Here is a 13,783-nt window from a genome sequence, read left to right as displayed (position 1 = left end):
ACTTCAAGAAATAGTTAATGTTTTATAAAAGAATTGTTAAGTATATTTTTGGTGGCAGTCATTGTCTGCAGTTCATAAAATTTACTTAGATAGTTCTTCCAGAACGAGAACAAGAAATACGCTAAGCGTGCTATTTTGAACATTTTGTCTTGCACTTATTGCTTTCCTCATTCTTTTGGAAGCTTCTGTCAGGTTATTTTTCACGGTCTGCTCCGAAAGCCCCATACGCAGGGCGATCTCTCGAATTGGTAGATGCTCCCATTTAAGTAAGAGTGCCTGACGCATATTATGCGGCATAATTTCCAATTCCTCTTCCAGTAATCTTTCTAATGCAAGGTAAGTTTCCAATTCTTCAGGATGCTGTTGTACATAGTCAAAAATATGGTTACTCCAATGATCCAATAGTCTATTTTTAGCTTTATTGGCATTAAAAAAATTTATAATTTTATACTTGAGCATTCCTTTGAGGTAAGCTGGAAGATTCATTTGGATGTCGATCGTATGGCGCTTTTCCCAAAACTGTACAAATAATTCTTGGAGAATATCTTCTACATCCTGAGCATCCAAAATCCGCCGGGCAGCATGCTGATAAAGATCTTTCCAACAATAGCGATAAAGCTCTCCAAAAGCGTTTGTATCATTTCGCTCTTTAATAGCTTGAAGCCAATGCTGATATATAATTGGTATTTGATCCATACTACTATCAAAAGTAAGGTTGAAATATTAAGTCTACATTAACAAATGATCAAAAAAGCAGAATAGTTATAAAATAGTTTCACAATCCAAATAATTCTTTTCAATGTGGTTTATTTATGTTTAACACGTATAAAAATATTTATTTGTCATTCAAAAAACACATTATATCAAATACTTAGCTTATAAATTAGTTTTGTAAATATTATTTTCCTATATTTGCATCGCCTTAGGCAATAGAGCCTATTGTATAAATTAATTCATGAACCCATTTTTAGAACTGGGAATCCGTGAGGAAATTGTTAATGCCATCTCAGAATTAGGTTTTGAAAAACCTTCTGAAATTCAGGAAAAAGCCATTCCTGTTTTATTGACTGGTAACGACGATTTTGTCGGATTAGCCCAAACCGGCACAGGTAAGACAGCAGCATTTGGTCTTCCATTATTACAGCAATTAGACTTTTCTCAGAAACATCCTCAAGCGTTGGTATTGTGTCCAACACGTGAGCTTTGTTTGCAAATCTCGAAAGATATAGAAAGATATGCTAAAAACCTCGACAACGTACATGTTGTTGCTGTTTATGGAGGTGCAAATATTAGTGACCAACTTCGTCAAATCAGACGTGGTGTGCAAATTGTAGTAGCGACCCCAGGTCGTATGTTAGATATCATTGGCCGTAATGCTATTGATTTCTCTCAAGTGAAATATGTTGTGTTAGATGAAGCAGATGAAATGCTTAACATGGGCTTCAAAGAAGACATCAACAACATCCTGTCAGAAACTCCTGACACTAAAAAAACATGGTTATTCTCTGCAACAATGCCATCTGAAGTACGCCGTATAGCTAAAAACTATATGACTGATCCAGTTGAAATGACTGTAGGTACGAAAAACACTGGTAATGCTAATATTGAACATCAATATTATTTAATTAGAGCTAAAGACAAATACGCTGCTTTCAAACGTATTGTAGATTCAAATCCTGATATCTTTGGTATCGTGTTTTGTCGTACAAAAATTGAAACGCAAGAAATTGCTGAATCTTTAATTAAAGATGGTTACAACGCTGATTCATTACACGGAGATTTATCTCAACAACAACGTGATAAAGTGATGAAACGTTACCGTGACCGTAGTTTACAATTATTAATTGCTACAGACGTTGCAGCCCGTGGTATTGATGTAAACGACGTAACTCACGTGATTAACTTCTCTTTACCTGATGAAATTGAAAACTATACTCACCGTTCTGGCCGTACAGCTCGTGCAGGTAAAACTGGTATTTCAATCTCATTGATCAACATTAAAGAGCAAAGCAAAATCCGTCAACTTGAAAAAGTTATCGGAAAACAATTTGAGCGTAAACAAGTTCCTCAAGGAGCTGATGTTGTTGAAAAACAATTATTAACGATCATCAATAAAGTTCAGAATGTAGAAGTTAATGAGGATCAAATCAATCAATTCTTACCAGCTATTATGGAAGGTTTTGAATCGTTATCGAAAGAAGATATCGTAAAAAGATTTGCTTCATTAGAATTCAATAGATTCTTAGATTATTACAAAGGTGCTCATGATTTAAATATCGAAGCACGTGATATCAGCAGCAATGGCCGCGAACGTGGCGAAAGAGGCGAGCGTGGTGAAAGAGGAGAACGTGGTAGCTCTAAAGGATTTACTCGTTTATTCATGAACCTTGGTTCTGTAGATGAATTCAGCCGTGGAGACATGTTAGGATTTATCTGTAACAACGCAAAAATTTCTGGAAAATCAATTGGTAAAATTGATTTAAAAGGAGTATTCACTTTCTTTGAAGTTGAAGATGCTGAGGTAACAAAAGTATTCGAAGGATTTAAAGACGTTGATTTCAACGGTCGTAACGTACGTATCGAAGTTTCTGGAGACGGAAAAACTGAAAACCGTGGTGGTGGAAACAGAAGCCGTGGTGGAAGTGGCGAACGTAGAAGCTTTGGCGGTGGTGAAAGACGTGAAGGTGGAGGTGGTTACCGCGGTGGTGGTGATCGCAGAAGCGGTGGCGGTGAAAGACGTGAAGGTGGATACCGTGGTGGAGATCGTAGAGAAGGAAATGGTGGTGGTTTTAGAGACTTTTCTGGAAAAAGAAAAGAATCTAGTAACAAATACTAATCGATTCATCTTATAAAATAAGAGCGGCTATCCCAAAGATAGCCGCTCTTATTATTTATACAACAGTTATGTGATTTCTTAATGTGATTAACATCTAAAAAACAAGAGTGGCTACCCTGAAGATAGCCACTCTCGTTTTTATATAATATTTATACAAATATTATTTCACGCGTTGACGAATAGCCTCGTATAATACAACTCCAGCTGAAACAGATACGTTTAATGATCCTATTTCTCCGAACATCGGTATTTTAGCAAGGTGATCTGCGATACGAATTAAATCGTCTGATACACCTGTATCCTCAGCTCCCATGATGATACATGTTGGTACAGTATAATCAACATCATAGATGCTATCTTTTGTCTTTTCAGTACTTACAACTAACTGTATGCCGGACTCAATAAGAAATTTACCCACTTTAGCCAAACCTTCATGGCGACATACTGGTATTTTATATAATGCACCTGCGGATGTCTTGATTGCATCAGGATTAACCTCTGCAGATCCTTTTTTTGGTACAATGATCGCATGTACACCTGAACATTCTGCTGTACGTGCAATAGCACCAAAGTTGCGCACATCTGTAACCCCATCTAGCATTAAAAATAAAGGCACTTCTCCTTTTTCATAAATTTCAGGAACAATGTCTTCAATTTTTTGATAGATAATCGGGGAAATAACGGCTATAACACCTTGATGGTTTTTGCGTGTGATACGGTTTAGTTTTTCAATTGGAACTTGTTGAAACCCTAAGTCGTGCTCTTTCAAAAGAGCTTTCAATTCTAAAACTAAACTTCCGGCTAAACCTCTTTGTATAAATAATGATTCGATTTCTTTACCACTATCTATCGCTTCTATAACGGCACGAATACCGAAAACCATCTGATTGGCTTCACGATCTGATGATCTATCGTGTCTTTGAAAATTTTGCATGCTTAATATTCTAAATAAGAATTGGTTTCTAGCAATTAGCTAACCAATTTGAAAGGCAAAGATACAAAAAGAAATATGGGTTAGTGCAAGAAAAAGTTGGTCTAAGTTTTAACTTAATCCCAAATTAAGCTCTTTTCTTAACGTTTCTAAAAGTGGATTCTTCTGTACCATAGCTTGATATTTCTCTTGCGAGGTATAAGGTTTACGTACAACATCATGCTCCATAACAATACCACGTAGATCTAGTGAAAAATTATGCAGTGCAGGGCGAAGGTAATTTAATAAATCTACCTTTGCCATATTCAGAACATCCATCTGGACCATATTCTCCACATCTACCTCTATCTGATTTCCAACTAACTTTGGGGGCACAGCTGTCATCAAGGTATACAGATTAATCTTATTTTGCTTTTTTATATCTGTTGCCAACGTTTTCCAGAATTGGATAAATTTTTCATAAGTCACAACTTCCTCTTCAGTACCTTTAACTAAACTAGGTTCATTACTATCTTCTTCTTCAGTTTTAGATTCAAAAATTGAATTTAGATCGGGTAATGACGGCATAGAACTTTTGGAAGCTCCCCACCCACCCTTTTTCACTTTAGGCGGTAAGTTAGAGACTTCTGGGCTTTTCGTTTGTTCTACTACTGGTGTTGCAGGAGGTACTGCAATCGGAGTTATAGCAATATTTTTATCTACTACTGGTAATGAGGGTTTTGCATCAACGACAGCTGTTTCTGTGGCTGGAGCTACATTAGGGAGTTTTTTTTTTAATCCTTCAACAGTATTGGGAGCCTGAAGGGTTCCAATCTGGCTTAACTTAATAGCACTTGATAAGTGACATATTTTTAAAAGTGCTAATTCTACCTGAAGCCGCTGATTCTTACTTGTTTTATAATTAATCTCACATTGATTAGCAATATTCAATGCTGATAATAATAATCCCGTTGAAGATTTACGTGCTTGATCCAAATATTTAGCTCTTATACTTTCACTTACTTCTAACAACTTTAGCGTAGACGGTTCTTTTGCTACCAATAGATTTCTAAAATGCGATGCTAAACCCGAAATGAAATGACTGCCATCAAAACCATTATTTAAAATATCATTTAATATTAATAAGGTATCTGCTGGATTTTCGATCAATATAGCATCTGTCAATTTAAAGAAGTAATCGTAATCTAAAATATTCAGATTATCAATAACTGCTTGATAAGTGACCTGCTTATTTGAAAAACTAACGATCTGATCAAACATCGATAATGCATCACGAAGTCCTCCATCTGCTTTTTGAGCGATGATATGAAGGCCATCTTGATCGTACTGAATACTTTCACGTGTTGCAATGCTGGCCAAGTGATTGGCCATATCTTCAACACGGATACGGTTAAAATCAAAAATCTGACAACGTGATAAAATCGTAGGTAAGATTTTATGTTTTTCTGTAGTTGCTAAGATAAATATGGCATAGGCAGGTGGTTCTTCCAATGTTTTTAGGAAAGCATTGAATGCCTGCTGCGAAAGCATGTGAACCTCATCGATGATATAGATCTTAAACTTACCCACTTGTGGTGGAATACGTACTTGATCAATCAAATTTCGGATATCGTCTACTGAGTTGTTTGATGCTGCATCTAATTCATGAATGCTAAATGAATTACCATTCTGAAAAGATTTACAGCTATCACATACACCGCAGGCTTCGCTAATATCTGAAATGTTTTCACAATTTATTGTTTTTGCTAAAATACGCGCGCAAGTTGTTTTACCCACACCTCTTGGTCCACAGAACAAAAATGCTTGTGCTAACTGATTGTTATGAATAGCATTCTTAAGTGTACCGGTGATGTGTTGCTGACCGACAACCGAGTCGAAGGTGACCGGGCGATATTTACGAGCAGAAACAATAAAATTTTCCATTGTACGAAGATACAAATTTTGTACCTCCGTCACAAAATTAAAAAGCGATACTTCAAAAAAGTGTGCTCTTAAAACTGTTAGATAACAGAAACAAGAAGATAAAAAATAGCTTCATTTTTCGATGAAGCTATCCAATATCATGATATAAAAGTTTTAATTCCCTTTGGGTTCAAGAGCACGCCAAACGACTGCGGCAATTATAGCTCCTACAATAGGGGCTACAATAAATAACCAAAGTTGTGAAAGGGCTTGGCCCCCAGCTAGTATAGCTGGACCAAAACTACGTGCCGGATTGATTGAAGTACCTGTGATGGGAATGGCAACTAAATGAATCAAAACTAAGGTCAGCCCTATAGCCAAACCAGCCATAGTGGAATTTCCAACTTTGGAGGTAGTCGCTAAGATGACAAATAAAAAGATGAAGGTTAAAACAGCCTCTGTTAAAAATGCGGCGGTTGTGCCGTATTCATTCTGATAGCCTTTCCCCCATCCATTCGACCCATATGCCCATTCACCTGGAGAGAAACCCGCTAGCTGTCCTCCTAGAATTTGCTGTAGAACAAAAGCACCTAATAATGCTCCTATTAATTGTGCTACAATATAAACAACAGCATCTTTCGCAGCAATCTTTCCTGCAACAAGTACACCGATTGTTACCGCTGGGTTGATGTGACACCCACTAATGCCGCCTATCGCATAGGCAAAAACAACAACGGATAAACCGAATGCTAGCGCAATCCCCAGTAATCCCAATCCCGACAATCCGCCTAAAGTCGTAGCGCCGGCAACAGCCGCTGCACCACAACCAAATAGTACCAAACCAAAAGTTCCAATTAGTTCAGCAACAAATTTTGTAGAAATATTTGTTTCCATTTCTTTAAGTTATAATATGGTCAAACTTGCGTCAAATATCTTGCCCCTTTTATACCTGTTTTTCAGCGAGTTAAATTAAAGTAAGGATACAGCTACATGTATATTATTTCCTACAGATAATGTACAATAGTAACAGGTAAAACTTAATACTAAAATCATGAGATAATAACGCTTTAGGTATGAAAAATTTTTAGTTTTTTAGTGTGATCTATATTACTTTTCTACGTAACATGGGTTCAAAGAGCAATTGATTAATGTTGGCGAGAGATGACGGTACCATCACATGCTATGACGCCGCTATATTGTTGTGTCGCAAATCGATGATGCTCTTAAGATGATACGCTACATTTTCTTGAAATATAAGTCCGCCAAGATGGTTAAACATCAATAAGTCAAAAGAAAAGTATCTCCCTGCCTGCACCGAGACAATACAGGAGTTTACTTTTATCTTGACAGACTGGTGAATAGCTCCAAACACTTTCCTTTCAATAAACTAAATCCCTCTGTGAGTAAAGTATTATTTCCTTAAAAACATGTTACGTAGAACTATCTACGCGAGATCGCGCAAAATAATCAAGCCGTTGGGAGATATAAGCTTGTTGTAAGAAGAAACCTTCCTGTTCCTCTTCATCATTACAGAGAAACTAGAAGATATCTTTCAAAAGTACGGTATCACTGAATTGCAATGGCGCAAAATGATCTCCCCACTATGCTCAGGGTATCGGAAATAGTGCGGAAGAATTCGGCCTTTCCGTCTGTTAGGAATTCCATCGCGTGAAGAGCCGTTGCATCGCGTATAATCTTTACTATCTATCGTTTCAATTGTGAGGTATAGCAAAAAAGAGTTATTTTAGTGATTAAACCTAGATGATATTCTGATGAAATATATTCGTGCAAAAGCCAATTTTATTCGATATACTGACGAAAAACTACTTGTAAAAGCAAGCTATATTTTATCGTGCATGAAGAATTCTACTGTCTTTATTAATCCGACTTTGCCACTGCCAACTATTGAAGATGCTTACCAAGATTACCAGAAGAAAGTGATCGAGGCTGAAAGCGGAAGCCGAGAAAAGAAGTCTTATAAGCGAGAAAGCAAGCGGAAACTCTGTGAACTGTTGCAACAGCTTGTTACTTATGTCAATTTAGTCAGTGATGGAAAGTTATCTTTACTACGCAGTTCGGGTTTCCCTGTACTCACCAGAAAACGTAAAGGCCAAGTTCCTGATACTCCATCCGCCCCATTTCTTTGTGATGGACGTACAAGTGGTGAAGTCGCCTTTGGATTTAAACCCGTAGGACGGGATATGTTTTATGATTATAGGTTTGCAACAGAGGTTGACTCGTATGGACTCCCACAATGGGGAGAAATATTCTATAAAACAAACTCGTTCAGGGCGTATTATTCAGGATTTACTCCCGGCCACTATATCTATTTTCAAGTTAGAGCGCGCAATAAACATGGTCAAAGTCATTGGACGGCTCCTCTATTATTTATGGTCGGATAAAACATAAAAGCTTCCAAATATTATAGTTCGAAAACTGCATCACAGTACCTTATTGTGAACCTCTAACGTCATTTAGCTGTAAGTAATGAATTTAGGTATTTCTTTTGATGTTATTTTTATGTAACTTCATTATTAATAAATTGTTAAGGAATTGAAATCTCTATCTTCATATTTGGTCGCAAGCGCTCTTTCACTGCTGTTTATCTTTATGCAGAAGCGAGAAAGCTATGCGCAAGAATACAAAGTTGATTTCTATAATGCACCGTTTATATTCTCATTAGATTCCACATTTATTATAAATGTTCCTTCTGAAATCAGCGAGAACAATGTTCTTGATTTTTATAAAAAAATAGAATCATCTCATGATTCTATGGTCGTCAATTCATTACTTGCTTACAAAAAGAAATACAATCTAAATGATTGGATCTACTACCAGCTCGTACGTCAGACAGCGCAAGCAATAAGCCCCAAACAGGAAAACTATAGTCGATATACTTTATATAAATGGTATTTGATGTGTAAATCTGGTTATGATGCACGATTAGGATTAAGAGAAAAGCAAACTATATTTTACATTAAAAGCAAAGACGACATATCAGATCTTCCATTTTTCCATTTAAACGATGACAATTATGTTTGCTTAAATTATCATGATTATAAGAGTATTTTCAACTATCAAGAACCGTATAAGTTAGTTGATGTAAAAATTCCTGAGGCCAAAAACAGCTTTAGTTATAAAGTCACTAGACTCCCGGATTTTAGACCAGATAGTTATGTTGATAAAGAAATTGGGTTTAAGTATAATGGTAAAGCATATCATTTCAAATTAAAGGTCAACTCCGAAGTGAATGATATCTTTGCAAATTATCCAATTGTTGACTTTGAGACATATTTCAATATTCCATTAAGTAAAGAAACTTATGAGTCAATAATCCCTTATTTAAAAGAGTATACATCAAAAATGTCAACAAAAAAGGGAATTGACTATTTAATGCAATTCACCAGGTATTCTTTTCTTTATGAAGATGACCGCGAAATTTACGGGGCTGAAAAACGCTTTGCGCCTGAACAGACATTAATTAATGATATTAGCGATTGTGACGACCGAGCTGCTCTTTTCTTTTATTTAGTCAAGGAAATCTATGACTTACCCATGATAGCACTGCGATATCCAACTCATGTTACTCTTGCTGTTCAATTTGATAAACCTATAGGACAAAGTATTCTTTATAATGGGAACTATTACACTTTATGTGAACCGACACCTCAAGATATCAAACTAGGCATTGGAGAACTGTCACTAAATCACCAACAACAAAAATATGAAATCGTATATCATTACGAACCCGCTTTAATCAAAAAATAAAATCCCGCTAATATTAACTTAGCGGGATTTATATCGAATTTAATGTCTTAAAAATTATAGCTATACCCTACACTGAAATTCCGCCCAGGGATACGTTGCTGATAGATTTGATCTGCTGCTTGAAAAGCTTCATAAACGCTAAGGCGCTTACTGTCTAAAAGATTATCTACTTTTAATGAAATGGTACCTGCTTTAAACTCTTTTCCTATCTTTTTGGATAAATTCAAGTTTAAACTATTAAAGGGTTTTGAATATACATCCGAGTTTCTCGCGAAACCGATGATTTCTAAAGTTTTACCCTGTACATTGTAGAAGACACCTGCCTCGAATCCTTTGCTTGAACTGTTATAAGATAAACCTGTATTGATTAGATAAGGAGACTGGCCTTGTAAGTCCCTCTTTTTTGAAATTTCTTGTCCTTCTCGTGCAAATGACTGTCTTGAAGCATACTCTTCTTCTGTCATATCGATTTCGGATTTAACCACTGTAACATTCAAGTTTAAACTTAAATTTTTCAATTCTTCGGAGATAAATCCAAAGTTCTTACGTCCTTCAAGTTCCAAACCAATCACTGTTGCCGACGGAGCATTTTTGGGAGTAATATCAAAAGGAACAGCATCATTATATGCCTGTAATTCAATTGGATTCTTAAATCCTTTATAGAATCCGCTCAATGCAAACATTTGCGCATCTTTAGCGAAAACTTCATAACGGACATCAATATTATTGATATAAGTAGGAACCAATTGCAAGTTACCCAAAAACCGCATTTCTGTTAATGGATCATAAATCTGAACGACAGATAATTCTTTAAACGATGGTCTTGCCACCGTACGTGAATAAGATGCTCTTAAGTTATGATTAGCATAAGTATTATAGATCAAATTCAGCGATGGGAACAGATCAAATTTATTGATGGTTTTTACCTTATCATATTTCAGTCTATCAATGTTTTCTCCTGTAAAAATTGTTGTATAATTTTCACCACGAAGTCCAACTATTGCTTTAAGCTTTTCTATAGGACGTACCTCTAATGAAGCGTAAGCAGCACCCGTTAGTTGAGATGCTTCAAAGGTATTTGAAGCTTGATAATTACCTCTTACCCAGAAACCACTATCTTCACTTGCATTATAAACATTTTCCGGACTCAAGAATCCATTGGGATCACCATTGGTAACATCTTTGTCGTTGTTACGGTATTCTATACTATAATTGTTAATGCGATAATCTCGTTTTTTATAGCTATACAAACCACCAAATTTAAAAGACGATTCGCGTTCAAATAAATTTAATTTTTTAGTGAAATCTAGTTTGGAAACTCCATTGAATTCGTCTAGGTACCGCCAAAAACGTTTTGGAAGACCTGCATCGGTATTAATAACATAATTACCACTACTATTTAAAACAAAAGTAGTTTGACGCATGTCTTTATCATTTACTTTAACCCATGTTGGTGAAAGTTTCCATTCGGTAATAAAATCTGCATTTTCATTACTATGTTTACCACTTAACAATAGGTTTGTGATTGCTCGTTCTGTATACTCCAAGGTATGACGCATGGTTTCGTTCGAGTTTGAAATCTTCGTTGTCTGATTAAATATAGCAGCTCGTGATTCTCCATTTTGAATACGCAATGCATTTAAAGTATATTTTGATCTTGCTGTTTTATAATTTAAACCCAGCATACCCGATAGCAACACATTTTGTTCTCCTAAATCTCCTGTGGAGATTTTATCCTCCCTAAGTTCAGAACTTACATCGCTTTGATTAGGTTTTTGATAGATTCCATTTTGGAATCCTTTATAAAACATGGTTGTGCGTTTGTAATTAACCAATCCTATTACACCAAGCTTGTTTTCACCTATCTTAAATTGATTGCTATAATCTATCCCCAAGCTTAGATCGGGCATATTATTTGATTGACGACGAGCAGCCATAATAGGGTCAAATGCCTTTGCAACTTGCTCAACAGCATATCTATTTTCAGGAGAAACCGGATTCAAAACTGTATAATCCTTCGTAACGGGAAGATTTCTATCCCCATAGTCATAACCTAAGAAATCCGTCTTGCTTCCTTTGTACCCTACGAAATCATCCTTAAAATGTACATTCGAATTATAACCTAGCGATGCAGAAACACCTAAGTTCTTTTGTGTAGGGATATCTTTTGTGACAATATCAATGACGCCTCCGGTAAAGTCTGCTGGCAATTCAGCAGAAGCTGTTTTCATGACAACAATATTTTCCAACACACCAGTAGGGAATATGTCCATTTGAACCGTATTCTTATCTGGATCTAATCCCGGTATATCGACACCATTTAAAATTGATTTGGTATAGCGGTCACCTAGTCCACGGACATATAAATATTTTCCATCTTGTACCGATACTCCTGGAACTACCCGGACTGCAGAAGCAATATTGCTTGCTCCCGAACGTTGAATAGCCTGTGAGGACAATCCGTCCATCACGACACCCGAGTTTTTCTGCATATTTAAGATTGAAAGTTCGGTATTTTTCCGAGCCGATACGGTAACGACAACTTCGCCAATTTGATTAGATGATGGGGCTAGGGAAACGTCAACAACAGCTGACTTGCCCGCCTCAACTTTAATATCTGTAATTTCTTTGTTTATATAGCCTACATAGCTAAATATGAGTTTATATGTACCTGGAGCTATATCAAAAGAATAGTCTCCTTCAAAATCTGAACTTGTAGCTTGATTTGCAGCTCCAACAATAGATACGCTGACTCCTGATAGGGCTGAGTTGGACCCTTCATCTTTGACAACGCCAGAAATTCTACCTGTTTGTGCAAATAATAAACTTGGCAATACTACTAATACAAATAGTAAAACCGAAAAATGCTTGTTCATTAAAATCTTAGTTTGTTTGGATTAATGTGTTTGTTTTTTTTATTCATCTTTCAGATTGATTGGACAATCTGAAAGATGAATATATGATTTAGATTATTTCAATAAATCACTAGCTTTTGTAAATGTCCAATCGAATGCAGAAATGGTTGCACCAACTGTTTGTGAGCCTGCTGTAACACCGACCGCATTGTTTGTGAATTTAACTACGTCAATAGCTGTTGTTCCTTTAGATGTCAACAAGTTGGCGATTGTTTTACCTGCTGGCAATACCATCTCCCATTTTATCAAATTGATCTTGCCACTATTGAATGTCCCTACTGATTTCTCATCGTTAGCATTCACAACATTTCCGTCAGGATTTATATTATAAACATAAATATTTTCTAATTTACCAGTAGCACCATCTCGGAAGTCTGCAATTTTGTTACCAGCTAAATTACTCATGTTAATAGTAACATTTTTCAACGTAAATGCTCCTGTTGCATTTCCCTCCGGACCATCTATTTCCAACGCTGAATCCGATTCCTTTGTCTGAATGATAAGTGCATTGTCAATGGTTCCAGCATAAGCCTGATCAATATCCAAACCATCATCTTCTTGGCCATAAATAATTACATTTTTCACATTTACAGTACCACCAAAGAACTCAATTCCATCATCTTTATTTGAGAAAATTTCAATATTCTCGATGGTAGTACCGTTACCTACACCAGCTAAAGTCAATCCTTGGATCTCACTATCTGTAGCGACTGTAGTACCACTATAACGGATAGAAACATATTTCAGCGATCCGGAATTATCAGCAGCATCCGTTCCTCCAAATTCTCCATAGCTTAAACCTGCAGGAACTCCTTCAATATAACCTTTACCTGACGAGGCAGCAACTGAAATAGGAGCTTTTCCCAAAAGGATCACCCCACCCCATTGTCCTGCGTCAGTCGGATTTAGTGTGCTCTTTTTTTCACCAACTTTAATATTATCTTTTACACTCGTAAAAATAATTGGCTTATCAGCCGTTCCGTTTGCAACCAATTTACCTCCCTGATCTACAATTAAAGTTGTAGCGTTAGCCTCTTGGCCATCTTTCGCTTTAACAATAGTACCAGGTTCGATTGTCAATGTTACACCTTCATCTACTACAACACGTCCATCTAACACATAAATGTTATTAGAAGTCCAAGTTTCATTAGATTTTAAGATTCCGGTTTTCACAATATCCTTTCCTGGCTCTGGAGTTGGTATAGGACCAGGTCCGGGGCTGATCGGATCATCACTGCTACAACCTACTGTCGCTAAACTTACTACTAGTGCTCCGAAAATTGGTAAAAATTTCTTTCTCATGATTTCATTTTTATGACTTCACAAAGTAACCTAGCTCATGTTAAGTTTATGTTATTTGAGAATTATTAATACATTACATATATGTTAAGTTAACATACTATGTAAATCATACATATATAAATCAGTGAT

9 protein-coding genes are annotated in these 13,783 nt (G+C 36.3%); 3 read left to right on the top strand and 6 right to left on the bottom strand.

The annotated features are described in order from the left end of the window. Positions 1–81 precede the first annotated feature (81 nt). Positions 82–696 carry an RNA polymerase sigma factor gene (locus HCX49_RS24625; RefSeq protein ID WP_168128420.1) on the bottom strand — a complete coding sequence of 205 codons (615 nt, stop codon included), beginning with the start codon at positions 694–696 and terminating at the stop codon, positions 82–84. A 259-nt stretch (positions 697–955) separates the two neighbouring features. On the opposite strand from HCX49_RS24625, the gene HCX49_RS24620 reads away from it, so the two are divergent. Further along, positions 956–2,836, top strand: a complete 1,881-nt coding sequence (locus HCX49_RS24620; protein WP_021187941.1) for a DEAD/DEAH box helicase — start codon at positions 956–958, stop codon at positions 2,834–2,836. Positions 2,837–2,996: 160 nt separating this feature from the next. On the opposite strand, the gene rlmB is transcribed toward HCX49_RS24620, so the two are convergent. The 3 genes from rlmB to HCX49_RS24605 all read right to left on the bottom strand — a co-directional run bounded on the left by rlmB (position 2,997) and on the right by HCX49_RS24605 (position 6,563). Continuing rightward, complete coding sequence (rlmB, locus tag HCX49_RS24615; RefSeq protein WP_132772237.1) at positions 2,997–3,770, bottom strand: 23S rRNA (guanosine(2251)-2'-O)-methyltransferase RlmB; 774 nt, start codon at positions 3,768–3,770, stop codon at positions 2,997–2,999. Positions 3,771–3,878: 108 nt separating this feature from the next. Further along, positions 3,879–5,690: a DNA polymerase III subunit gamma/tau gene (locus HCX49_RS24610; RefSeq protein ID WP_168128419.1), complete on the bottom strand. Its 1,812-nt coding sequence runs from the start codon at positions 5,688–5,690 to the stop codon at positions 3,879–3,881. Between the two features lie 153 nt (positions 5,691–5,843). Continuing rightward, positions 5,844–6,563 carry an MIP family channel protein gene (locus tag HCX49_RS24605; RefSeq protein WP_168128418.1) on the bottom strand — a complete coding sequence of 240 codons (720 nt, stop codon included), beginning with the start codon at positions 6,561–6,563 and terminating at the stop codon, positions 5,844–5,846. An 878-nt stretch (positions 6,564–7,441) separates the two neighbouring features. Between HCX49_RS24605 and HCX49_RS24600 the strand changes: the two genes are divergently transcribed. Both HCX49_RS24600 and HCX49_RS24595 read left to right on the top strand, forming a co-directional pair. Further along, complete coding sequence (locus HCX49_RS24600) at positions 7,442–8,071, top strand: hypothetical protein (protein WP_168128417.1); 630 nt, start codon at positions 7,442–7,444, stop codon at positions 8,069–8,071. A gap of 208 nt (positions 8,072–8,279) precedes the next feature. Beyond that, positions 8,280–9,437 carry a hypothetical protein gene (locus tag HCX49_RS24595; RefSeq protein ID WP_168128416.1) on the top strand — a complete coding sequence of 386 codons (1,158 nt, stop codon included), beginning with the start codon at positions 8,280–8,282 and terminating at the stop codon, positions 9,435–9,437. Positions 9,438–9,484: 47 nt separating this feature from the next. Here the strand turns inward: HCX49_RS24595 and HCX49_RS24590 are convergent, their stop codons facing one another. Both HCX49_RS24590 and HCX49_RS24585 read right to left on the bottom strand, forming a co-directional pair. After that, the gene (locus HCX49_RS24590) at positions 9,485–12,313 is read right to left on the bottom strand and encodes a TonB-dependent receptor (protein ID WP_168128415.1); all 2,829 of its coding nucleotides are present in this window, start codon (positions 12,311–12,313) and stop codon (positions 9,485–9,487) included. Positions 12,314–12,406: 93 nt separating this feature from the next. Then, positions 12,407–13,654 (bottom strand): hypothetical protein, encoded by a 1,248-nt coding sequence (locus HCX49_RS24585; protein WP_168128414.1) that lies wholly within the window; start codon positions 13,652–13,654, stop codon positions 12,407–12,409. Between the last annotated feature and the right edge of the window lie 129 nt (positions 13,655–13,783).

It is taken from the genome of Sphingobacterium sp. B16(2022) (assembly GCF_012030425.1).
GTDB lineage: Bacteria > Bacteroidota > Bacteroidia > Sphingobacteriales > Sphingobacteriaceae > Sphingobacterium > Sphingobacterium anhuiense.
This window is presented reverse-complemented; position numbering and strand designations above follow the sequence as displayed.